Below are 22,601 nucleotides of genomic sequence, written 5' to 3'. Positions count from 1 at the left end.
TATGCAAATCGTTTATTCCGATATGAACCCAAATCTGGTATCTTATATACCATAAGGAACACACACGCGTGGTTCTAAAAAAAGGGAGGTTTCAATCGAATGAGATTAAAACGAGTTTTAGCTATGGTGCTAGCAGCCGGAATGGCATGCGCATCTCTGACTGCCTGTGGCAGCAAGACATCTGAGAGCAGTGCTGCAGACGGAGCAACAACTGCTGCAGAAACAACAAAAGCAGATGATAAAGCAAAGGGCACAGGGGAGAAGAAGGTTCTTTCCGTTACTACATGGGACTATGATACAGCACCTACATTTCAGGCAGTTGTTGATGCTTACATGGCGAAAAATCCAAATGTTGAGATTAACGTTATTGATACATCAGCTGACGAATACAATAATTCCCTGGGAATCAGCTTATCCGCAGCACAGCCGGATCCAGATGTAATCTGGGTAAAGGACATGGGATCCATGCTTCAGATGGCAGATAAAAATCAGCTTCTTCCTCTGGATGATTTCATGAAGAAGGACAATGTTGATTTGTCTGTTTACAATGGTGCAGCAGAGCAGCTTCAGTACAACGGAGCCACTTATGGACTTCCATACCGTTCCGACTGGTATGTATTATACTATAACAAAGATCTTTTTGATGCTGCTGGTGTTGCCTATCCATCCAATGATATGACCTGGGATGAGTATGATGCCCTTGCAGCTAAGCTGACCTCCGGAGAAGGCAGTTCAAAGGTATATGGAGGACATAACCATATCTGGCAGGCACTTGTATCCAACTGGGCTGTTCAGGATGGAAAACATACAGTGGTTGAAAAGGATTATTCCTTCTTAAAGCCATGGTATGAGGAAGCTCTTTCCTTACAGGATAATGGTTATATTCAGGACTTCTCTACCTTAAAAACAGGAAATATTCATTATTCTTCCGTATTCAAAAATCAGCAGTGTGCCATGATGCCAATGGGTACCTGGTTTATCGCAACTATGATCCAGTCCCGCGCATCAGATGAAACATCCTTTAACTGGGGCATTGCAAGGATTCCACATCCTGCTGATACAGATGCCGGCTACACAGTAGGAGCTCTTACTCCTGTTGGAATCAGCGCTTACACCGATGAGCCTGACTTATCCTGGGATTTTGTTAAGTTTGCAACCAGCGAGGAAGCAGCAAATATCCTGGCTGAACAGGGAGTATTTACCGGTATCCAGACAGAAGATTCATTAAAGACCATTGCTTCTGCACAGTTCTTCCCAGAAGGAGAATCAAACCTTGAAGCGTTGTCTTATAGCCACTATATATTTGACCGTCCTTTAGATCCGAAGATTACTGAAATCAAAACTGTACTTGAAGAAGTTCATGAAATGATCATGATCAAGCAGTATACCGTTGATCAGGGAATCGAAGAGCTGAACAAGCGTGTTGCGGAGATCAAGGGCTGGTAAAAAATTGATTGCCCGGAGAGCGCCTTTTCTAACATTATGGCAAGGCGCTCTTTTTGCGGCAAAAAGCAGGTGAAAAGGAGGTTAACCCTGTATGAAAGAAGTAAAAAAGACAATGACGTCACATCAAATGAAGGCGATCCGAAGTAACCTGATTGGTTATTCATTTATTCTGCCCAACTTAATTGGATATGCAATTTTTGTATTCATTCCCGTAATCTTTTCTTTTGTTTTAAGCGTTATGAAATGGGATGGCTCCCGTGCTCCCATGGAATTCGTAGGATTAAAAAATTTCGCTCAAATTTTCGGTGACAGGATATTTGTTCAATCCTTTATTCACACCATTCAATACGCACTGCTTACGGTATTCCCAACCTTAGTGCTGGCGCTTTTACTGGCAGTTCTGTTGAATAACAAGTTAAAGGGGATCGCAATTTTCCGTACAGCACTGTATTTCCCTTATATTGCTTCCATCGTAGCAGTAGGCGCGGTGTGGAATATGCTGTTCCAGCCGGATTTTGGACCGATCAATGAATTCCTTAGATTCATTGGAATTTCCAAGCCCCCCAGATGGGTTGTGGATGTGAAATGGGCCATGGTAGCCATTTCTGTGGTAAGCGTATGGAAATACATGGGATACTATATGATCGTATATTTGGCAGCCCTTCAGGGAATCTCAGGTTCTCTTTATGAAGCGGCCGGAATTGACGGGGCCAACGGCTTCCAGAAGCTTCGGTATATTACCATTCCCATGCTGACTCCAACCACCTTCTTCGTGCTGATCATGCTGACGATCCAGTGCTTTAAGGTATTTGACCTTGTATATGTAATGACAGGAGGAGGTCCTGGTAATGCCACCAAGACTCTGGTCAATTACATTTATGAAAAGGCGTTTACCAGCTGGGAGTTTGGACCTGCAAGCGCGGGAGCCTTGGTTCTGTTTTCGGTAGTACTTGTTGTCACCCTGATTCAGTTTGCCGGTGAAAAGAAGTGGTCTAAAGATTTGATGTAAGGAGGGAAAGCGATGAGAACAAAAACAAAGAATTTAAACATATTTCTGTATCTGGGATTGATTGCTTTATCCCTTTTTATGCTGGTGCCCTTTTATTGGATGGTGATTTCTTCTTTAAAGCTTAATAAAGACGTATTTTCCGTACCGATGACCTGGTGGCCGGAATCCATGCATTGGGAGAACTATAAAATCATCTGGAAGAAGCTGCCCCTTGTGACCTTCTTTCTCAATACCGCCAAGCTGACGGTCATTACGACCATAATCCAGCTGTTCACCAGCTGCTTTGCTGCTTACGGTTTTACAAAGACACGTTTTAAAGGCAGAGATTTAATCTTCCTTATGTATGTAACGACGATAGCCGTTCCATGGCAGGTCTACATGGTTCCTCAGTTTATTCTGGTTTCCAAGCTTGGCCTTAACGATACCCACTTAGGATTAATTCTGATGCAGGCATTTTCCGCATTCGGCGTATTTTTGATCCGCCAGTTTTATATCAGCATTCCTGACGAATTATGCGAAGCCGCCAGGATTGACGGGTTAAACGAGTACGGCATATTCGCAAAAATCGTATTTCCTCTTGGAAAGCCGGCGATGGCAACTTTGACAATCTTTACGTTTACCAATGTATGGAATGATTTCATGGGACCGCTCATCTATTTAAAGACAAAGGAATTAAAGACCATTCAGTTGGGAATCCGTATGTTTATATCCCAGTTTGGAGCTGATTATGCATGGATCATGGCTGCTTCTGTATGTTCTTTGATCCCGGTTATCATTGTATTTTTAAGCTGTCAGAAGTTCTTTGTAGAGGGCGTTGCAGCCAGCGGAATCAAGGGCTAACTGGAAAGATGGAAAGTAAGAGGAAAGGAAAAGTATATGGCACAGACATTGGAACAAATAAAAACTTATCCTGGAATGGAAGAAGGCATGGTAAAAAAGGCTCTTGATGATGCGGTAAAGATCGTCAAAGAAAACCTTTTGGTATTTACGGATAAATTCCAGTCTTCCAACAGTTTTAACGGATTTTATGAAGCAACAGAAAATGTAGAATGGACAACAGGTTTCTGGACAGGAGTGATCTGGCTGGCTTATGAGCATACTGGTGATGAGGCATTCCGGAAAGCAGCGGAAGTACAGGTTGAAAGCTTTCTTAATAGAATCGAGAATAAAATTGATGTAAACCATCATGATATGGGATTTTTATTCAGCTTGTCCTGTGTGGCAGCCTATAAACTGACCGGCAATGAACATGCCAAAAAGGCAGCCCTTTTAGCAGCGGACCATCTGGCAGAACGTTACCGGGAAAAAGGAAAATTCCTTCAGGCCTGGGGAAATCCGGGAGAGCCGAAGGAATACAGACTGATTATTGACTGTCTGTTAAATCTTCCTCTGCTTTACTGGGCAACGGAAGTGACGGGAGATCCTTCTTATGAAGAAAAGGCGGAAAACCATATAAAGACTGCCATGAAATGCATTCTGCGTCCCGATGATTCCACGTACCATACTCATTTCTTTGACGTGGAAACAGGTGAACCGACTTATGGCGTGACCCACCAGGGAAACCGCGATGGCTCTGCATGGGCCAGAGGCCAGGCCTGGGGCATATACGGAATTGCCTTAAGCTATCGGTATTTAAAGAATACGGAATACATGGATTTATTCTGCCGTGTAACCGATTATTTTATCGAACATCTGCCGGATGATCTTGTTCCGTACTGGGATTTTGACTTTGATACAGAAAGCACGGAGCCGAGAGATTCTTCTGCTTCAGCCATTGCTGTCTGCGGAATCCTGGAAATGGCAAAATATCTGGAAAAAGATAAAGCCATGGTATATTTAGATGCAGCTGACCGGATGCTCAGGGCGCTGGCAGATCATTGTGCTAACAAGGATTACAAAAAATCCAATGGACTTTTGCTTCATGGCACTTATGCCAGAGATTCCAAGGAGAATACCTGTACGAACCGGGGCGTTGATGAGTGCAACACCTGGGGCGACTATTTCTATATGGAGGCTCTTACCAGGCTTTCAAAGGATTGGGAACTGTACTGGTAAGAACTGTGCAAGTATAAGGAGAAAAAAATGAAAACAAATCTGCTGTATGTCTTTGCCGACCAGTGGCGGGCTCATGCCATGGGATTTATGAACATGGACCAGGTAGTGACTCCAAACATTGACTCCTTTGCCCAGGAGAGCATGAGGTTTACCAATGCTTACAGTACGTATCCCTTATGTTCTCCTCACAGAGCTTCCCTGATGACAGGGAAATACCCCTTTTGCGCAGGGATGTGGACCAATTGCAAGATAGGTCTGGAAGAAAAGGTCATGCTAAGACCCCAGGAGATATGTATCGGAGATGTGCTGAAGACAGAAGGATATAGGACGGGCTATATTGGAAAATGGCATTTAGATGCTTCGGAACTTAACTTTACCCCTGATCCAAAATCAGGCGCAAGAGACTGGGATGCCTATACGCCGCCAGGGGAGAGAAGGCATGGATTTGACTACTGGCTGTCCTACGGAGCCTGGGATGACCATTTGGATCCCCATTATTGGCAGGATGATGAAAAGCAAATAAAACCGGGTAAATGGTCTGCGGAATTTGAAACAGATAAGGCCATCGAATACATGGAAGCCAGGAAAGAGGAGGATGAGCCTTTTGCGCTGTTCTTATCCTATAATCCTCCCCATCTTCCCTATGAACTGGTGCCGGACCGGTATTATGAGAAGTTTAAGGATTTGGAAATCCATTACCGGGAAAACGTGCCGGAGGAGATGGGGGGAAAAGGCGGACTTCTGGAAACTCAGACAAGGCAATACTATGCCGCAGTCTATGGGATTGACGAACAGTTTGGAAGAATTCTTCAATATTTAAAGGATCATAATATGGAGGAAAATACCATTGTCATCCTGTCTGCGGACCATGGGGAAATGCTTGGTTCCCATGGGCTCATGAGTAAAAACATCTGGTACGAGGAATCCATCCACATTCCCCTTATGATCCGGCAGAAGGGGAGAGTTAAGGCCGTGGACAATGATGGTATCTTTGCAAGTCCGGACCATATGCCTACCATTCTGGAACTTTTGGAGCTCCCCATACCGGAGACCTGCCAGGGCTACAGTCATGTAAAAGGAATGTTCGGAGAAGACGAGAGCGAGCCCCAGGATATGCTGATCTGTTCTTATCCTGGCGGAGCGGAGCTGGTAAAGTCATTTTCCGACAAAGGCCTCACCCATAAGGCTTATGGCTGGAGAGGCATTAAAGATAAGCGTTATACCTATGTCATTTTTAACGGATATGCTCCTGGAGAGGAGCAAAAGGAATATCTTTATGATAATAAGGAAGATCCTTATCAGAAAAATCCGGAGCTATTGGAATCAGACTGCCAAAGAGCGGAAGTTTTGTCATACCGGGAAAAGCTTAAAAATTACCTGCGACAGACGGAAGATCCGTTTTTGTGGGAGCGGTAGGATAAGTTATAAGATCAATGAAATAAGAGGCAGCCGATTTATTCGGCTGCCTCCTATTTCATTATGGATAGATGAAAGCTGTTTAACGCTTTTTGAACTTTTCCCATCATACGTATGGATACGGAGTAGGTTTCCCTGTTATCCATGAAAAGCATGGAGTTTTCCCTCGAATATTTTAATACATGTTTCAGATTTACAATGGTGGAACGGTTACATTGACAGAAACCGGAATTCAAGGTCGCATGGAATTCTTTTAACGAGCCTGAAATCTGTCGGATTCCGGTTTTGGTATGTAAGGTGAGCTTGTGGGAATCATCGCCAGTCGTAATAGCTACAATGTCATTTTGATCCAGAACCAGAGAATCCTTATCAACCTTTATTGACAAGAGGCGGTTGGAGGAGTCCAGTTGCGCCTTATAGTTCCTTTCTGCGTTTTGAATACAGGCGCAGATTTGTTCTGGCAGGGTGTCCGTATCATCTTTTGCAATAAAGTCCATTGCTTCTACCTTATAGCGGAAGGTGAGAACAGCCATCTCACTATGAGTAGTTACAAAAACAATATAACCGCGGGGATCATATTTGCGTATTTCCTGGGCCAGCTCAATTCCATTTTTATTTGCCTGCAAGTCAATGTCCAGAAAATAAAGTCCGGTAGTACTGGAGCGTTTCCGTATGGAAAGCAAATCTTCCGGTTTTGAAGCCGAGCAGAAAAGTTTGGATTCTGTTGGATTCATTATTAGATATTTTTCAATGATGTTTTCCCAACGATTTAACTGTTTTTTATTATCTTCACAGAGGTAAATGTGGATCATTCTTGTACTCCTTATGAACCATTATGTATTAGGATGAGTTCCTGTGTGAAATATGGTTCTTCATATGTGGTATTCCAAATAGTATTTTCATAGCTTTTTAAAATCATATCTACGTTAAAAAGACCGATTCCTCTATTTTCGCCTTTTGTTGAAATTTCATGGCTGCAAAGCTCTGATATGGCATAGGTCGGAGGAAGTGCGGTGTTTTGAATGATGAGATGAAGGTTCTCTTCTTTATAAAATATACAGAAACGTACTTGTTTTTCTTCTGTTTCTATAGCGGCTTCCATAGCATTGTCTAAAAATATGCCTAGGATTCGGGAGAGGTCCAGACAATCCATGTTCAGATTATTAATGGGCTCAGTCAGTTCTATTTCCGTCTTGATACCTATTTCTATCATATAGACGAATTTGGATGAGAGCAGGCTTTTTATAGCAGTATTTTTAATATTTGAAAGAGCTCCCAGTTTGGTGTCCGATTCTGTAAATGCACGGCTGATAGGAAGGATTCTTTCTCCGTAGTATTCTTTTAGTCCATCTATATCATCCTCTTTCAAAAATCCTGACATAGTAACAAGTATGTTCATGTAGTCGTGCTTAAATTTACGCATAATGCCGTAAGAATTTTCTAAGCGCTCCGTGTAGACACGAAGATTTTCAAACTGTGCCATGCGGTGCTTATAAGCCTGTTCTCCCATGGTGACTTTATAAACAGAGTACATGAGAAAAACCGTTATTGCAAACAATAATAGGAAAATAATTCCATTTAATGCAATGACACCGTAATTATAACCAAGGCGTTCTCCATAGGAAAAGTTAAAAATATAAAAAAACACCAATAGAAAAAGATCAATAAAAATAGCTTTCAGCAGATGATCATTAATTAAATATTTAGTGATATTTAATTTTTTATGAAAATAATAGCCAATTAGTTTTGTTGTGGTTCCACAGAATATGCAATAAACACAAGAAAAAGCAATAAGCAGTAAATGGTGGGTTATTAAGGCTTCCATATCCATTTTGAAAATGAAGCCAGCTATCCACATAAACAAGTAGTTAAATGTAATGGTATAAAGATATCCAAATAAATAACACGATAGACTTAAATAAGGACTATTAGTAAAAAAATAGATTAAAAATGTGATTCCCAAAAAAGTTATAAACGTACTGGCCTGTCCATAAATTCGATTAAAAAAGTAGAAAGTACTAAAGGCATATAAAAATATAATAAATCGTTTTATAAATGTCAACTTATTAGGAAGCAAATGTACACAAAAAAAGTAATTACATAAGGCTCCTGTAAATGTGTAAATAAAATAAGTCATAATGTATCTCCTTGCCAGTAGATGTATGTATATATTTTACATTGTTGTAAATGGAAAGTAAAGGAAATTGTATGAAAAGCAAGCGCATTTTACGCTTAGGAAGAAAAATACTACGGAAATTGCAAAAATATTTTATTGGCATAAGGATATGGTAATATATGGTCAAACGGTGGTGATAAAATGAATATTTCGAGAATTGCTGTTGGTTTTTGCGACTGGTTGAACAAAATGAGTCCCAAAAGTCAGGAAGAAAATAAAGTGATTCAATATGGAATGGAATTGTTGCTAGACAATATCATTAAACTAATAGTTATTTTGCTTATTGGAATTGTCTTAGGAAAAGGGGTTGAGACCCTTGTGGTATTGTCTACATTTTGTGGTTTAAGATTACAAGCTGGCGGCATTCATGCTAAAACAGGTTTGGGTTGTGGATTTAGCATGTTGTTAGTCTGGGCAATATCGATTTTAGGTGATATCTTTTTTGATATAAAAACCTCTTTTTTGCCGTATATTTATACTGTTTCAGCTTTAGTTATTCTGTGCTGTGCTCCACGAACAATAAATATTGAGCACTTTAGTTCACAAGATAAATTAAAAAAGAAATTATATTCCATTGTTGTTTTGACTTTCATTATGGCGATTGCATTTTTAAATCCGCCGCTAAGAGATTTACTTATAATTCCGGTTACATTGGAAGTATTAACATTACTTCCTAAAAATAAATAATTGTTAAAGGAGAAAACAGATGATGAAAAAAATGGCAGTAGAAGGATTACAGAAAATGTTAGTGAAGGTATCTCTCAATTCGGTGGGAAAGAGTATTCCGGCTGGAATCTATGAAAGAAAAATTCCGGAAGCAGTGTTAAAAATGCGCAATGAGAATACTAAATAGGAAATTAACAAGGAAAGAAATTCTGCCTTTAAATTTAAGTGCAGATGGTCCGGTATGAGTTATATAATGATAATATGTTCATTATAGAGAAAAAGCGCTGTTATACCAATGAAAATAATACATATAAATTATTGTAAGATTTTCGCTTCCAACTAGTTGGAATGTATATTGTATGACTACTGTAGTAACAAGGGGGAAACTTTTGTCTGGATCAATTAAGATTCCAATAAACAATTTAAGTATAAATATATGGAATTTGTATACATTCAGAAGTTTTATGGATGCTCAGTAGAATAAGGTTAAATAATTGCTGCCCTTTGAATTGATTTCAAAGGGCAGTTAGTCATTATATGAATTGGATAAAAACTGTTTTAGACTTGATTTACTTGCATGAAGTTTACCGGACCTTTCCTGTACAAAGGGATGACCAAGATAGGAGAAAAGCAGATGAGAGAAAACTTATTTCGTAGAATTCTAAGAATGGAAAAGAATTTAGCAGATGCTTCTGTGCAAAAGAATATCATGTCAAAGCACAGAAAGAGAAAGATCATTCCAGATGAATATTATATAGATGTGATAACAATCATACCTGAAAGGAAAGCTATGGTAGAGATTGAGAGTATTGAACTTTAACCAGAGCAGGTAACTGAAGGAGTGTTAGCAAAAGCAGGCAGTACACCAAATAACATTGCTGCCTATTTTTCCATGAATTATAGACAATCAATCAGGCACGTTCTATTAGCGTCGGACTTCCTCCGGCGCTTTTTTTAATGGATCGTGAACCAGTTGAGCAAGTATTGTGAAAAAGATCTGCAGCCGGATTACTCCATGAATATCTCCGTTATATATGCGATTTCACTGGCCGGAATCTTAATCCCGAAAATATTTTCTGCATATTCTAATTTATGTTCTACAGTGTACATAAGCTCATGGTTTTCGTTGGTAAAGCCGTTGAGGCGGGAATAGCTCCAGGTCTCTCCCCGAATGGCCCGCTCCAGCATATTACAGCAATGGCACAGATATTTGGCAGCAATTTCATTGGAATAAGGGATTTTAAAATCCATCAATGTGGCTTTCAAGCATTTTTCAAGCACATTAACAGCCTTGGTGGTGTCTAAAAATACTGTAGTTTTGGAAATTACCTTGTCTACCAAATTCTGAATAAAGGCTTCCTGGGAACTTAAGCTGGCGGCACGGGTACTGTGAGTCTGGCTGGCAGGAGTCAGGAGGGAGAAATCTGACCGGTTGGACAGAATCTGACGAATAGTTTCCAGAAGCAAAGGCAGGGTGACGGGGTAGAGGATGTTGGTGTCAATACCAGTCTGCCTGGTAATGTATTCATTGATTGTGGTCAACGGCTCCATATCGGTGAAAATCAGGATGCCGGAGCCGCGGTTTAACTGCGTTGCTTTTTCCACTGCCAGATCCAGGCACTCCTTTAAGCTCATGGTGGATGAGAAGTTGATATAATCGATAATATAGTCATCATAAATGGTTTTCAGGGCATAACTCACCATGTCCGAGGCAATCGTTTCGCCATGGCAGATTACTAAAAGTCCCAGATTTACGGTTGTTATCCAGTTAGAAAAAATGGCAAAATAGGAGGCCAGGTAATCAATTTCACGGTTGGAGAAATAACAGGAGTAAATCTGAGACAGATTTTCCATGATATCCAAAGCCATCTGATGTTCTTCCGGGAAACTGTTCAGGGAAGCGGCGGGAGCCTCGTTGGGATCTGGCAGCAAATGGATGTCTGCCCTTTTCAAAAAATTGGTGATATGCAAAAGAATCCCATATAAAAGATGGATATGCTTTTTGCTTTCCTCAAACTTGCCTCTCTTTTGCAGTTGAGCGATAACAATCTGGAAGACAATAGGATAGATATTCCGCTTAATGGCTTGAAGCTCTGTATCCCTGCAGTTGGACAGCCGGGCGATGTTGTTTACCACGGTCTGATAAATGTTGTCAATGGATTCGATGTCCATGCTCAGACGGTTTTCCAACAGCTGTTGGCGGCCGGTCTCGGATATGGAGGAAGCGGATTTAAAGGAATTTAAATATTTGGAACCTCCGTTATGGTCCAGCTCAATGTACTGGTCAGGTATTTCCTCCAGGATATGGCGGACAAGATCCTGCTTGTTTATGGTGCTATCTGTAAAAGAAAGAAGGTCGTGAGACAGATCGTGGAGATGGACGTAAACAGTTCTGCAATGGTTAGAGAGGCTGTCCAGATAGGCGCGGGAGCAGGCGGCCTTGATCTCATTACTCAGTTGAATGATATTTCTGGTATAGTTCATGACCGCCAGACAGGAAATTGCGTCTTTGGAAATTTTTAAAGGAAGATGGATGGTGCGTGCTTCCTCAGAAAAGAGCTGGATGATCAGCTCTATTTTTTCGTGGATGCCCCGTTCCTCCAGATCAGGGATGGAAATGGCAGAAGGAAACCTTTCCGCCAGTATGCGAATGGAATCATTGCTGCTTTTGCAGGTAGTGGAGGCGATTATCATACACTGGATGTCACGCAGGGAGGTATCGCCGATGCGGTTATAATAGTTTTTGGTAATTACTGAGGCAATAAGCTCCATAGAAGCAGGGGATAGGTACTCGATTCCATCAAAGAAAAGAATTCCGCCTTTGGCTGCGTCCAGGAAGCCCCGCCGCGATTTGTTAGAGACTACATCTCTGGCCAGCCCCAGAAGCTGTTGGGAAAACAGCTTGGGATTGTCAGAAAAGCTATGGCAGGTCACAGGAATAAAGGGAATGGCACTGTCAGATGAGACCAGCGTTTTTTTGTATAGATACATACAGTGAGCGAATTTGCTTTTGCCCACGCCGGTGGAACCACAGAGTAGGGTGTGCAGCCCATAAGGCGGATAGGTTACGGAGGCCTTGGCAAGGGTAATGATTTCTCTAAGACTGGTGTCCGCTCCGATCAGCTCTTCCAGAAAGATGGCTCTGTCTGGTTGTTTCCTGTTATCCGAAGCTTTGATCAGATTGGAAAGAACTTCACCTTTTGCCACGGTCTGAGGGATGAAAAAGCCGGGATGGTATTCTGAAACCAGTGTTCTGTCCAAAAACAAAGTGGGTTTTCCCTGAAATTTAATTAAGAGGCCATCCCTCCAGAGATCATTTAAGGCTCTGGATACGTTGGCCCTGTCCATTTTCAGGTCAATGGCAAGGGTATAGGCATCAACGCCCCGGCCGTCAATATCTCCACTTTCAAGAATTTGCAGGGTCTGTTCCCGTACGGAATTCAGTATAGTTGTGTTATGTGCCATTGCAGCGGCTCTCCTTTGTATTTTTTTGAAAAATGCGTGTAATATCTTGGTGAAATTTTAACACAGATCATATTGGAATACAAGAAAATATGCAAATGTGTGTAAAAGTTATTGCTGTGTTTTGACACACATTACACAAAAAATGTTTGCTTCTCTTATAAAAAATAAAAATTATGTAAAATGCATAAACACAAATGAGAAATGTGTCGATTTATAATGAAATTTTACAAAACAAACTCGATTACAGTATGATGAGAGCAAGAAAAATCATGCAAGGAGGTTATATGAGTAAAGTACTTTTATTAAGTCATGGGGATTTAGCCAGGGAAATATGGGCCACATCCAACATGGTGCTGGGAGAGATGTCAGGGGTAGAGTATTTGACGCTTCCGTTGGGAACAGATTTAAACCGGTATGAGCAGGATATCCGCCGCAAGATAGAGGAAGCGGAAGATGGGCTTCTGATACTGACTGACATTTTTGGAGGAACGCCGTTTATCACGGCCTCTCGTGTGTTCGCATCACTGGAGGACAAGGACCGGGTGGAGATAGTGACAGGCATGAATCTGGCCATGGCCATTCAGGTATTTAATTTTGTGGGAAATATGCCGGTAAAAGAACTGAAAAAGATCGCGGTGACAGCGGGTACTGAGGGAATCGTGGACTTGAAGGAACGGATATGAGAGAAGGGAAGGGAGCAGAAAATGAGCGTCAGGATGATTCGAATCGATGACCGTCTGATCCATGGTCAGATTGTTGCGGCATGGGCGAAAAGCCTGTCCATCAAACGGATATGGATTGTAGATGATGATGTGGCTAAGGACGCATTTATCACGAATGTAATGAAAATGGTATCTCCGCCGGATACAGAGCTTGTGATTACCGGTACTGACAAGGCAAGGGAGATGGCGGAGGAATTCGATGCTGCGGACAAAAATACGTTGATCCTGGTGAAATATCCCAAGGTCGCCAGGCTGTTGTTTGACACAGATATCAGACTCAGGGAACTGAATGTGGGCGGAATGGGGGCAAATGCAGAACGCAAAAAGCTGTTTAAGAATATTTCTGCCAGTGAGGAGGAACGGAAAACTTTAAAAGATATGAAGGAATCCGGAGTAAAGGTGTATTTCCAGGTAACACCCAACGAAAAGCAGACACTATTTGAAGGATAATCGGTAAAGGGGGAAACAACATGTTAATTCAATCGATTTTAGTAGCTTTCTGGGCATGGTTTAACGGTATGGTGGTATCGGAATATCTGGTATGGATCGTCAGAGGTGCGCCGCTTGTAAGCGGAACCATTACTGGAATTCTGATGGGGGACTGGCGTTCCGGCGCAATGATCGGAGCTACCATCCAGCTGCTGTACATGGGACAGGTGACAGTGGGAGGCATTTCATCTTATGATAAATCCTATGCCGGCATTATCGCAACTGCAGTTACCATTGCATCGCACCAGACACCGGAGATTGGAATCACGCTGGCAGTTGCTCTGGGGACCCTGGGCCTGATTGCCAGCAATATTTTCATGACGGTTTGCGTGGCATTTGTACATATGGCTGATAAATATGTGGAAGAGGGAAAAACCAACAGGATATGGATTTACAACTGGCTGCTTCCCAACCTTTTGTGCGGGGTGCTGTGGGGAATTCCGGCTTTTTTGGCCGTATACTTTGGCTCCTCTTATCTGGAGGCGTTTATGAATCATATTCCGGCATTTGTGTCTAAGGCACTGACCACTGTCGGCATGATTCTTCCGGCTCTGGGAATCGCGATGATGCTTAAAACTGTATTCAATCCCAGGTTTGCTCCATTTATCGTGGTAGGGTTTCTTTGTGTGGCATACCTTCATATGGACATCATCGCCTGTGCCCTGTTAGGCGGGGCCTGTGCAGTTCTTTACTGGACCCTGAATCTGGACAAACTGACAGAAGGAGGAAATTAAAGATGGATGAAAACATTGCTGCAGCAAATGAAAACAATGAAAAGAAGCTAAGAAAATCGGATTTGCTCCGCTGCTTTTTGATATGGGAGACCACCTCCGAATCCTGCTTAAGCTATGAACGTTTGATGTCCTTAGGCTTCTGCCATGCCATGACGCCTGTGATCAACCGCCTTTATAAGACAAAGGAGGAGCGGGCGTCTGCATTGAAGCGCCACATGGTATTTTTCAACACCGAAAACAATTGGGGGGCGTTTATTCCGGGAATTGTGTGCTCCATGGAAGAGGAGAGGGCCAACGAAGGAACCATCAGCGAAGAGATGATCAACAGTGTCAAAATTGGTCTGATGGGACCTCTGGCAGGTATTGGAGATACCATTACCCAGGGACTGTTCAAAACCGTTCTGCTGGCAATTTTTGTGGATATGACTTTAAAGGGAAGCATTGCGGCGCCGTTTATTTATGCAATCCTTATGGGCATTTACATAGGAGGAATGGGTTATTTTACGTTCTTCTCCGGCTACCGTCTGGGACAAAATGTGCTGGGCAAGATCACGGATGTCGCAATTATGAAAAAGATCACTAACAGTCTTTCTATCCTGGGACTAATTATTGCAGGAGCCATGATGGTGAATAATGTTTCCATTGTGACACCTCTTGCTATCAACATTGGTAAGACCTCCGTCGTCATTCAGGATCTGCTGGATTCCATCCTTCCAGGTATGTTAAGCGTGATTTTTGTTATGCTGTGCTTTGGGTTAATGAAGAAGAGAGTCAGCGTGTTCAAAATCATGATCATTTTGTTTGCAGTTGCGATTATTGCGGCATTATTTGGGATTTTATAAAACCATGAGATCAGGTCGAAACGTTAATTTAATCGTAATGCCCTTATAGTCTGAGACGGCAATAACGGATTTCTTGTGAACATTCATGCCGCAGCAGACAAAATATTTAAAACTAAAGCCTGTAACAACACTTATTATATTTCCAGGGGTAAATATGACAGAAAAATAAAATGAAGTTCAAGTACTTTTGCAATGATTTGTGCCTGAACTGAGCGAAAGGAATGTGAGTTATTATGAAAAAAACCTGGCTTTCAGATGTAATTGGAACAGAAAAAGCGGCTTTCGGTCTGGTTCACCTGCTGGCGCTTCCAGGTGATCCACTGTATGATGCAGAGGGCGGACTGGAACGGATATATGAAGCAGCTTTGGCAGATGTTCAGTCTCTTCAGGAAGGAGGGATCGATGCACTGCATTTCTCCAATGAATTCAGCTTTCCCTACCAGAAGAATCCTCCCAGAGAAATCATGGCAGCAATGGCCTATATGATTGGCCGTCTGAAACCGTATATCGAAGTGCCTTACGGCGCAAATGTTATCAGCAGCCCCAGTGACAGTGTGGCGCTGTGCGCCAGCGTTGGAGCAAAATTCACCAGAGGAACATTTTCCGGGGTTTACTCCGGAAATCTGGGGCTGTATGATACTGCCATCGGGGATTATGTGCGTCTGCGTCACAATCTTCATGCGGATGATGTGAAGATGATCCACTATGTGGTACCTGAGTCAAGCGCTGATATCGGCGGGCGCGATCCTTTGGCCTCTGCGGTGGCGTCCAAGTTTATGAACATGCCAGATGGATTTGCTGTACCGGGAGCAACTGCAGGACAGTCTGCAGATATGTCTTTGCTGCATCAACTGAGAAAGGCTATGCCGGATATGGTTCTGGTGGCGTCCACGGGCGTGAAGTATGAGACAGTTGATGATATATTCTCAATTTGTGATGCGGCATTTATTGCCACCAGCCTGAAAAAGGACGGAATATTTGAAAATCCTGTGGATAAGGATCGGGTAAAGCGGTTTATGGAAAAGCTGAATGATTTTAGAAGCAGCCTGTAAAAGAGGGACCTATGTTAAAAGCAGTTTTATTTGACTGTGACGGCGTACTGCTGGACAGCGAGAGCATCTACCTTTCCTGTGTTTCCCAAATACTGGGAACGCTGGGCAAGGAGGCTTCAGTGGAGGAACTGGCATATCTGATTGGGGCAGATATCCACGTCATCACTGAACGGCTGAAACAGGACTTCGGCCTGGAGAATTATGATACGGAAGGACTGATCCGCGTTCAAAGGACGCTGTTTAACGAGCGGTTTTATAAGGGGAAATTAACGCCTATGGACGGGCTTGAAGGCTTTTTGGAAAGTCTTAAAAAAGAGGGGATTCTTCTGGCAGTAGTTTCTTCCTCCGGTCAGGACTATGTGGAATATGTGCTGAATCAGTTGAAAATCAGGGAGTATTTTAATTTTTATATTGGCAAGGAGGCAGCCAGCCGGTCTAAGCCCTTTCCCGACCTGTACCTGGAGGCAGTCAGGCGGCTGGGGATACATGCAGAAGAAGCGGTGGTGGTAGAAGATTCCCTTAATGGGATCCGCGCGGGACTTGATGCAGGCTGTTATGTGATTGCCTACAGGGGAGCGGAGATAAAACAGGACATCTCCGGTGCCCATGAAACGGTGGAACATTACCGGGACTTGGATGTAAGAAAACTGAGGGAGAGTATTTGGCGGTTTAAATAAGGTTTGTATCAGGTGCAATTCCATCTTCCTGATCGGCAAACGTAGAACTGCGGCTTTGAGATAACAATCAAAGCCGCAGTTCTGTGTTTGAATAAACTTGATGATGCAAATAATAATCCATTTTTACGATGTCATAATAAAAATCATATTTTTAAATCTACTTACACTCTTCCAAAAGAATCCTCGGCTCAGCAACCATAGAATAATTGGTATGGTAGATGACAAAGCCAGGTGCCGCTCCGGCCACCTTCTTTATCTGCTTTTTCTGTACATAATCCACTTCCACCTTATCGTTTTCACGGCCCTTGGAATAGTAGGCAGCTAAAGCCCCGGCTTCTTCAAATACCCGGTCGGGAAGTTCCTTTCCTTCGGACTTTACGATTACATGGGACCCAGGGATTCCTTTTGCATGGAACCACCAGTCACTGTTGCCGGCCACTTTAAAGGTCAGTTCTTCATTCTGATAATTATTTTTCCCTACATAAATATGGAATCCGTCAGAAGAAAGGTAGTGGAAGGGCTTGCTTGTGATCTTGGGCTTCTTATCACCGGACCGTCGATGCTTAATGTAACCGTATTCCATCAACTCTTCCTTGATCTGAACAAGATCCTCTTCCATTAAGGCGATGTCCAAAGAGGCACTTACAGATTCCAGATGGTCGATTTCCTGTCTGGTTTCAGCAATCTGTTCTGTCACGGCTTCAAAGGTACGCTTTAATTTGTTGTACTTATCAAAATATTTCTGCGCATTCTCTTTTGCAGACAACTGATCGTCCAGAGGAATGGTAATTTCCTCATTGGTGTAATAATTAAGGCAGACTAGCTGCTTTTCTCCGCCAGCTAATTCATATCCATAGGTATTGATAAGTTCGCCATAAACCTTATACTTGTCCCGCTTGTCCGTATCCTTTAGCTGCTTGGCCTGCAGGTCATACTTTTTATAGTTTCGTTCCAAGGCAATCTGCACAATTTTCCGTAAGTCCACGGATTTCTGACGGATCCTGGTAATGGTATTTTTTGAAGCATAATAGGTTTCCAAAAGAGAACTGATGGAATCAAAGCATCGGGAAATATAGTCATCTCCCTGATAACAGGTTAAGGGGAGTGCGGAGAATTCCACAGGCTCTTCCTTTTTATATATGATATTTGGAGTAAAATGCCCTTGCTTTACATCTTCCATGACAAAGGAAAACATGTGATACAAATGAACCAGCTCCAGTTCCGTCATCCCATTGGCAGACCGGTCCCCGTCAATGGAAGCCAGGTTGCATAGCTCATGCCCCATAATAGGACTTATACCGGTCAGTTTCATATACAGCGCTTTTTGTATGGGAGCAGCCGTATGGCCGATCACATCTATAAATTCTTTCTCTGTGATGGTCAGAGGGTCCTTTTTCTCCATGGTTTGTGGAATGAAATAGGTTCTTCCCGGCAAAACCTCGCGTATGGAGCTGACCTGGGCAGAAATATGCTTTATGCTGTCTAAAATCAAGTCTTCTTCATTGCAAAAAATGATGTTGCTGTGTTTTCCCATGATTTCAATGATCAGTTTTTTGATCCTTTTGTCACCTAAATCATCGAAATGCTCCACTTCCATGCATAGGATTCGTTCCAGCCCCGGCTGGCTTACCCGGATGATGCGCCCGTTCCCTATGTGCTTTCTTAAAAGCATACAAAAATTGGGGGCGGTCATGGGGCTTTGCTTGTTTGATTCCGTAAAATAGATGAGGGGGAGACTGGCGCTGGCTGATATCAGGAGTCTCCATGTATTTTTCTGGTTTTTAACAGTAAACAGCAGTTCATCTTTTTCCGGCTGGGCAATTTTAGCGATTTTTCCGCCTTCCAACCGGTCTTTCATTTCTGCTGCGAGATTTGCCATAACAATTCCGTCTAATGCCATTGTCTGATTCCTCTTTCCTGCCACGTTATTTGGGCATAATGGTATCCCTGGAAGGGGTTTCCTCCGGTAAATGGTCTATATAATAAGGATAGTATAGCACAGAATCATATTTCTGTAAAATTTAAAACCAATTGACTTGTATTTTATTATGAATTATAATGGATGATATCTATGGCGAAAGAGAGGCATATGGAATGATCAAGAGCATGACAGGTTTTGGCAGATGCGAAACCGTCACGGATGAGTATAAGATTTCCGTCGAGATGAAAGCTGTAAATCACAGATATTTGGATTTAAGCATAAAGATGCCGAAAAAGTTTAATTTCTTTGAAGCAGGAATCAGGAATCTGTTAAAGAATTATATCCAGCGAGGTAAGGTTGATGTATTCATTTCCTATGAGGATTACACAGAGAATAAACTGTGCTTGAAGTATAACAGTGCGCTGGCTGCTGAATATATGGATTATTTCGCAAAGATGGAGGCACAGTTCGGAATTCAAAACGACATTAAAGTATCGGCCCTGGCCAGATGCCCGGAGGTCCTTATTATGGAAGAGGTGCCTGAGGATGAGGACCAGATGTGGAAGCTTCTTTCAGAAACCATTGAGGAAGCTGCAAAGCGTTTTGTGGAAACCAGAGTAGCAGAAGGAGAAAACCTAAAGAACGATCTCCTTGGAAAGCTTAAGTTTATGACTGAGCTTGTGGAATTTATTGAAGAACGGTCCCCCAGGATTCTTTCGGAATACAGAGCAAAGCTGGAGGACAAGGTGAAGGAACTGCTGGCAGGCGCTTCTGTTGATGAAGGAAGAATTGCCACGGAAGTTACCATTTTTGCCGATAAAATCTGTGTGGATGAAGAGACCGTAAGGCTCAGAAGCCACATTGAAAATACCTGTGCGGAGCTTAATGCAGGCGGGAGTGTGGGAAGAAAACTGGATTTCATCGCTCAGGAGATGAACCGGGAGGCGAATACCATTCTTTCCAAAGCCAATGACTTGGAAATCTCCGATAAGGCCATCGCGCTGAAGACCGAGATTGAAAAGGTAAGGGAACAGATCCAGAATATTGAGTAGGAGAGTATCAGAAACATGAATGAAAATGGCATATTGGTAGTCGTATCCGGATTTTCAGGGGCAGGTAAGGGTACCTTGATGAAGGAGCTTTTGAAACGGTATGATAATTACGCGCTGTCCATTTCTGCTACAACCAGAAATCCCAGAGAGGGAGAAGCAGACGGCAGAGAATATTTCTTCGTGGCAGAAGAACGCTTTAAGGATATGATAGAAAAGGAAGAATTGATCGAATATGCCCAGTACGTCAACCATTACTATGGCACACCCAAGGAATATGTTTTAAACCAGATGAGAATGGGGAAGGATGTTATCCTGGAAATTGAAATTCAGGGGGCACTAAAAGTAAAGGAACGTTTCCCTGAAGCAATTTTGGTTTTTGTTATGCCTCCCAATGCTGAGGAATTAAAACGCCGTCTCATCGGCCGCGGTACAGAAAACATGGATGTGATTAATGCCAGACTCCGCCGGGCGGCTGAGGAAGCGGAAGGCATGGAGGCCTATGATTATATCATCATTAATGATAAGATAGACACTTGTGTGGAAGAGATGCACCGCATGATCCAGGTACAACATAACCGGGCTTCCAATAATATGGCATTTTTGTCCCATATTCGGGAAGAATTAAAGAATATATAGAGCCGATTGAGAAAGGGGAATGAAAGATGTTACATCCATCTTATTCAGATTTAATTAATGTAGTAAACAGCGAGGTAGAGCCAGGAGAGGCTCCTGTTGTGCAGAGTCGTTATTCTATCGTGATCGCCGCAGCCAAGAGAGCAAGGCAGATCATCGGCGGCTCAGAGCCGGAGATTTTGGGAGCCGGTAAGAAACCGCTTTCTGTTGCCGTAGAGGAACTGTATGAGGGCAAAGTGAAGATTTTAAGCGAAGCGGATGCAACAGAAGAAGACGATAATTAGGAAGAAGGCCGTCTCACTTTTGGATGAGATGGCCTTTCTCATGAAATAATCTACGATCGACTAAACCTTTTATAATGAAAGACAGGAGTTAAAACATGAAGTTATTATGTGTTTCACTGGGCTGCGACAAGAATCTCGTAGATACGGAGATGATGCTTGGCCTTCTGAATAAAGACGGATATACGTTTACGGATGATGAGTATGAGGCGGATGTGATTGTGATCAATACCTGCTGCTTCATCGGTGACGCGAAAGAGGAAAGCGTAAATACCATACTGGAGATGGCCCAGAGAAAGGTTGACGGCAAATGCAAGGCATTGATTGTAACCGGCTGTCTGGCCCAGCGGTATAAACAGGAGATCATAGACGAGATTCCTGAAGTGGATGGTATTTTAGGAACCTCCACCTATGACGAGATTTCTCACGTCCTGTCAGAGGCTTTGGGCGGAAATGAACACGTTCAGCGCTTTCACGATCTGGACGGGCTTCCGGAACTGGAAACAGAGCGGATTCTTACAACAGGAGGCCATTATGCCTTTTTAAAGATTGCAGAAGGCTGTGACAAGCATTGTACTTACTGTATCATTCCTTCTCTGCGGGGAAATTACCGCAGCGTTCCCATGGAACGACTGATAAAGGAAGCGGAAGGACTGGCTGAGAAGGGGGTAAAAGAACTTATTTTAGTTGCTCAGGAGACAACCCTTTACGGTGTGGATCTATATGGGGAGAAATCACTTCCAAAGCTGCTTAAAGGCTTATGCCGCATACCCGGAATCCAGTGGATCCGGATCCAGTACTGTTATCCGGAAGAAATCACGGATGAGCTGATCCAGACCATTAAGGAAGAAGAGAAAATATGTAAATACCTTGATCTGCCCATTCAGCATGCCAGCGACCGGATTTTAAAACGCATGGGCCGCAGGACTACACAGGCACAGCTTCGGGAAATCGTGGAGAAGCTTCGGAGAGAGATCCCGGATATGGCTCTTAGGACCACCCTGATCTCCGGATTTCCAGGGGAAACTAAAGAAGATCACGAAGAACTGATGGAGTTCGTGGATGAGATGGAGTTCCAGCGCTTGGGAGTGTTTGCATATTCCGCAGAAGAGGATACACCTGCTGCAGAATTCCTGGATCAGGTTATGCAGGAGGTAAAAGAGGAACGCCGTGATGCCATCATGGAGCTTCAGCAGGAGATTTCCTATGACTTTTCCAGGTCAATGATCGGGAAAACCCTGGAGGTCATGATTGAAGGCAAGGTGGCGGATGAAAATGCCTATGTAGGCCGTACTTATATGGATGGGCCAGGTGTGGATGGAATGATTTTTGTTCAGACGGGCGAAGAACTGTTGTCAGGTGATTTTGCCAGGGTCCGGGTGACAGGGGCTATGGAATATGATTTGATAGGAGAGTTGGAGGATGAATTTACCGAATAAGCTTACGATTTTAAGAGTTTTTATGATTCCATTTTTTGTTTTGTTTCTGATGCTTGACGGAGGTGCAAATGCATCGTACCGTTACATTGCAGCGGTCATATTCATTGTGGCCAGTTTTACGGACTTACTGGATGGAAAGATTGCAAGAAAGTATGGCCTGGTGACTAATTTTGGCAAGTTTATGGATCCTCTGGCGGATAAGCTGCTGGTCTGTGCCGGTCTTATCTGCTTTACAGCTCTGGGGCAGCTTTCTGCCTGGATCGTTATCGTGATCATAAGCCGGGAATTTATTATCAGCGGTTTCCGTCTGGTGGCTTCCGATAATGGGGTGGTGATTGCAGCAAGCTATTGGGGAAAGTTTAAGACGGTGTCCCAGATGGTCATGTCGGTTCTTCTTATCCTGAATATTCCGGCATTGTCCTTTGTCACAACGGCATTTATCTGGATCGCCACTGTCCTTACTGTGGTTTCACTTGTTGATTATATAGCAAAAAATTACCGCGTTCTTACGGAAGGGAGTATGTGA

The 22,601-nt window shown here is 42.9% G+C and carries 23 protein-coding genes; 19 read left to right on the top strand and 4 right to left on the bottom strand.

The annotated features are described in order from the left end of the window. Positions 1-99 precede the first annotated feature (99 nt). The 5 genes from ABFV83_RS07280 (at position 100) to ABFV83_RS07260 (ending at position 5,926) form a co-directional block, all read left to right on the top strand. On the top strand, positions 100-1,446 hold the full coding sequence (locus ABFV83_RS07280; RefSeq protein ID WP_349948236.1) for a sugar ABC transporter substrate-binding protein: 1,347 nt from the start codon (positions 100-102) through the stop codon (positions 1,444-1,446). 112 nt (positions 1,447-1,558) lie between these two features. Then, positions 1,559-2,455 (top strand): sugar ABC transporter permease, encoded by an 897-nt coding sequence (locus ABFV83_RS07275; RefSeq protein WP_349948885.1) that lies wholly within the window; start codon positions 1,559-1,561, stop codon positions 2,453-2,455. 12 nt (positions 2,456-2,467) lie between these two features. Next, the gene (locus ABFV83_RS07270) at positions 2,468-3,295 is read left to right on the top strand and encodes a carbohydrate ABC transporter permease (RefSeq protein WP_349948235.1); all 828 of its coding nucleotides are present in this window, start codon (positions 2,468-2,470) and stop codon (positions 3,293-3,295) included. Between the two features lie 36 nt (positions 3,296-3,331). Further along, complete coding sequence (locus ABFV83_RS07265; protein WP_349948234.1) at positions 3,332-4,510, top strand: glycoside hydrolase family 88 protein; 1,179 nt, start codon at positions 3,332-3,334, stop codon at positions 4,508-4,510. A gap of 27 nt (positions 4,511-4,537) precedes the next feature. Further along, positions 4,538-5,926 (top strand): sulfatase, encoded by a 1,389-nt coding sequence (locus ABFV83_RS07260; RefSeq protein WP_349948233.1) that lies wholly within the window; start codon positions 4,538-4,540, stop codon positions 5,924-5,926. A gap of 53 nt (positions 5,927-5,979) precedes the next feature. Here the strand turns inward: ABFV83_RS07260 and ABFV83_RS07255 are convergent, their stop codons facing one another. Continuing rightward, a complete protein-coding gene (locus tag ABFV83_RS07255; protein ID WP_349948232.1) occupies positions 5,980-6,738 on the bottom strand; it encodes a LytTR family DNA-binding domain-containing protein in 759 nt (252 codons plus the stop codon). A gap of 11 nt (positions 6,739-6,749) precedes the next feature. Beyond that, on the bottom strand, positions 6,750-8,063 hold the full coding sequence (locus ABFV83_RS07250; RefSeq protein WP_349948231.1) for a GHKL domain-containing protein: 1,314 nt from the start codon (positions 8,061-8,063) through the stop codon (positions 6,750-6,752). A 180-nt stretch (positions 8,064-8,243) separates the two neighbouring features. Between ABFV83_RS07250 and ABFV83_RS07245 the strand changes: the two genes are divergently transcribed. The 3 genes from ABFV83_RS07245 to ABFV83_RS07235 all read left to right on the top strand — a co-directional run bounded on the left by ABFV83_RS07245 (position 8,244) and on the right by ABFV83_RS07235 (position 9,588). Beyond that, complete coding sequence (locus ABFV83_RS07245) at positions 8,244-8,789, top strand: accessory gene regulator B family protein (protein WP_349948230.1); 546 nt, start codon at positions 8,244-8,246, stop codon at positions 8,787-8,789. 19 nt (positions 8,790-8,808) lie between these two features. Beyond that, complete coding sequence (locus ABFV83_RS07240; protein ID WP_349948229.1) at positions 8,809-8,955, top strand: exodeoxyribonuclease V subunit alpha; 147 nt, start codon at positions 8,809-8,811, stop codon at positions 8,953-8,955. Between the two features lie 447 nt (positions 8,956-9,402). Continuing rightward, the gene (locus ABFV83_RS07235; protein WP_349948228.1) at positions 9,403-9,588 is read left to right on the top strand and encodes a hypothetical protein; all 186 of its coding nucleotides are present in this window, start codon (positions 9,403-9,405) and stop codon (positions 9,586-9,588) included. 188 nt (positions 9,589-9,776) lie between these two features. On the opposite strand, the gene ABFV83_RS07230 is transcribed toward ABFV83_RS07235, so the two are convergent. Further along, positions 9,777-12,233: a sigma 54-interacting transcriptional regulator gene (locus ABFV83_RS07230; protein WP_349948227.1), complete on the bottom strand. Its 2,457-nt coding sequence runs from the start codon at positions 12,231-12,233 to the stop codon at positions 9,777-9,779. Positions 12,234-12,517: 284 nt separating this feature from the next. On the opposite strand from ABFV83_RS07230, the gene ABFV83_RS07225 reads away from it, so the two are divergent. The 6 genes from ABFV83_RS07225 to ABFV83_RS07200 all read left to right on the top strand — a co-directional run bounded on the left by ABFV83_RS07225 (position 12,518) and on the right by ABFV83_RS07200 (position 16,749). Then, complete coding sequence (locus ABFV83_RS07225) at positions 12,518-12,916, top strand: PTS sugar transporter subunit IIA (RefSeq protein ID WP_349948226.1); 399 nt, start codon at positions 12,518-12,520, stop codon at positions 12,914-12,916. A 21-nt stretch (positions 12,917-12,937) separates the two neighbouring features. Continuing rightward, positions 12,938-13,405 carry a PTS sugar transporter subunit IIB gene (locus tag ABFV83_RS07220; protein ID WP_349948225.1) on the top strand — a complete coding sequence of 156 codons (468 nt, stop codon included), beginning with the start codon at positions 12,938-12,940 and terminating at the stop codon, positions 13,403-13,405. Positions 13,406-13,425: 20 nt separating this feature from the next. After that, the gene (locus tag ABFV83_RS07215) at positions 13,426-14,178 is read left to right on the top strand and encodes a PTS sugar transporter subunit IIC (protein ID WP_349948224.1); all 753 of its coding nucleotides are present in this window, start codon (positions 13,426-13,428) and stop codon (positions 14,176-14,178) included. Between the two features lie 2 nt (positions 14,179-14,180). Further along, positions 14,181-15,020 carry a PTS system mannose/fructose/sorbose family transporter subunit IID gene (locus ABFV83_RS07210; protein WP_349948223.1) on the top strand — a complete coding sequence of 280 codons (840 nt, stop codon included), beginning with the start codon at positions 14,181-14,183 and terminating at the stop codon, positions 15,018-15,020. A 233-nt stretch (positions 15,021-15,253) separates the two neighbouring features. Continuing rightward, positions 15,254-16,072 carry a BtpA/SgcQ family protein gene (locus tag ABFV83_RS07205; protein ID WP_349948222.1) on the top strand — a complete coding sequence of 273 codons (819 nt, stop codon included), beginning with the start codon at positions 15,254-15,256 and terminating at the stop codon, positions 16,070-16,072. An 11-nt stretch (positions 16,073-16,083) separates the two neighbouring features. Beyond that, positions 16,084-16,749: an HAD family phosphatase gene (locus ABFV83_RS07200; RefSeq protein ID WP_349948221.1), complete on the top strand. Its 666-nt coding sequence runs from the start codon at positions 16,084-16,086 to the stop codon at positions 16,747-16,749. Positions 16,750-16,906: 157 nt separating this feature from the next. Here the strand turns inward: ABFV83_RS07200 and ABFV83_RS07195 are convergent, their stop codons facing one another. Next, complete coding sequence (locus tag ABFV83_RS07195) at positions 16,907-18,649, bottom strand: NFACT RNA binding domain-containing protein (RefSeq protein WP_349948220.1); 1,743 nt, start codon at positions 18,647-18,649, stop codon at positions 16,907-16,909. Positions 18,650-18,843: 194 nt separating this feature from the next. On the opposite strand from ABFV83_RS07195, the gene ABFV83_RS07190 reads away from it, so the two are divergent. The 5 genes from ABFV83_RS07190 (at position 18,844) to pgsA (ending at position 22,601) form a co-directional block, all read left to right on the top strand. Beyond that, positions 18,844-19,722: a YicC/YloC family endoribonuclease gene (locus ABFV83_RS07190; protein WP_349948219.1), complete on the top strand. Its 879-nt coding sequence runs from the start codon at positions 18,844-18,846 to the stop codon at positions 19,720-19,722. A 15-nt stretch (positions 19,723-19,737) separates the two neighbouring features. After that, entirely contained in the window at positions 19,738-20,358 is a 621-nt protein-coding gene (gene gmk / locus ABFV83_RS07185; protein ID WP_349948218.1) for a guanylate kinase, read from the top strand. Between the two features lie 26 nt (positions 20,359-20,384). Further along, positions 20,385-20,639, top strand: a complete 255-nt coding sequence (gene rpoZ / locus ABFV83_RS07180; RefSeq protein WP_013272616.1) for a DNA-directed RNA polymerase subunit omega — start codon at positions 20,385-20,387, stop codon at positions 20,637-20,639. Positions 20,640-20,734: 95 nt separating this feature from the next. Continuing rightward, entirely contained in the window at positions 20,735-22,075 is a 1,341-nt protein-coding gene (gene rimO, locus ABFV83_RS07175; RefSeq protein ID WP_349948217.1) for a 30S ribosomal protein S12 methylthiotransferase RimO, read from the top strand. Continuing rightward, on the top strand, positions 22,059-22,601 hold the full coding sequence (gene pgsA / locus ABFV83_RS07170) for a CDP-diacylglycerol--glycerol-3-phosphate 3-phosphatidyltransferase (RefSeq protein WP_349948216.1): 543 nt from the start codon (positions 22,059-22,061) through the stop codon (positions 22,599-22,601). The genes rimO and pgsA overlap by 17 nt, the downstream gene beginning before the upstream one ends.

The organism is Lacrimispora sp. BS-2 (genome assembly GCF_040207125.1).
In the GTDB taxonomy this organism is placed as follows: domain Bacteria; phylum Bacillota; class Clostridia; order Lachnospirales; family Lachnospiraceae; genus Lacrimispora.
Note: the sequence above shows the minus strand (reverse complement) of the source record. Positions and strands in the feature narration are given on the sequence as shown.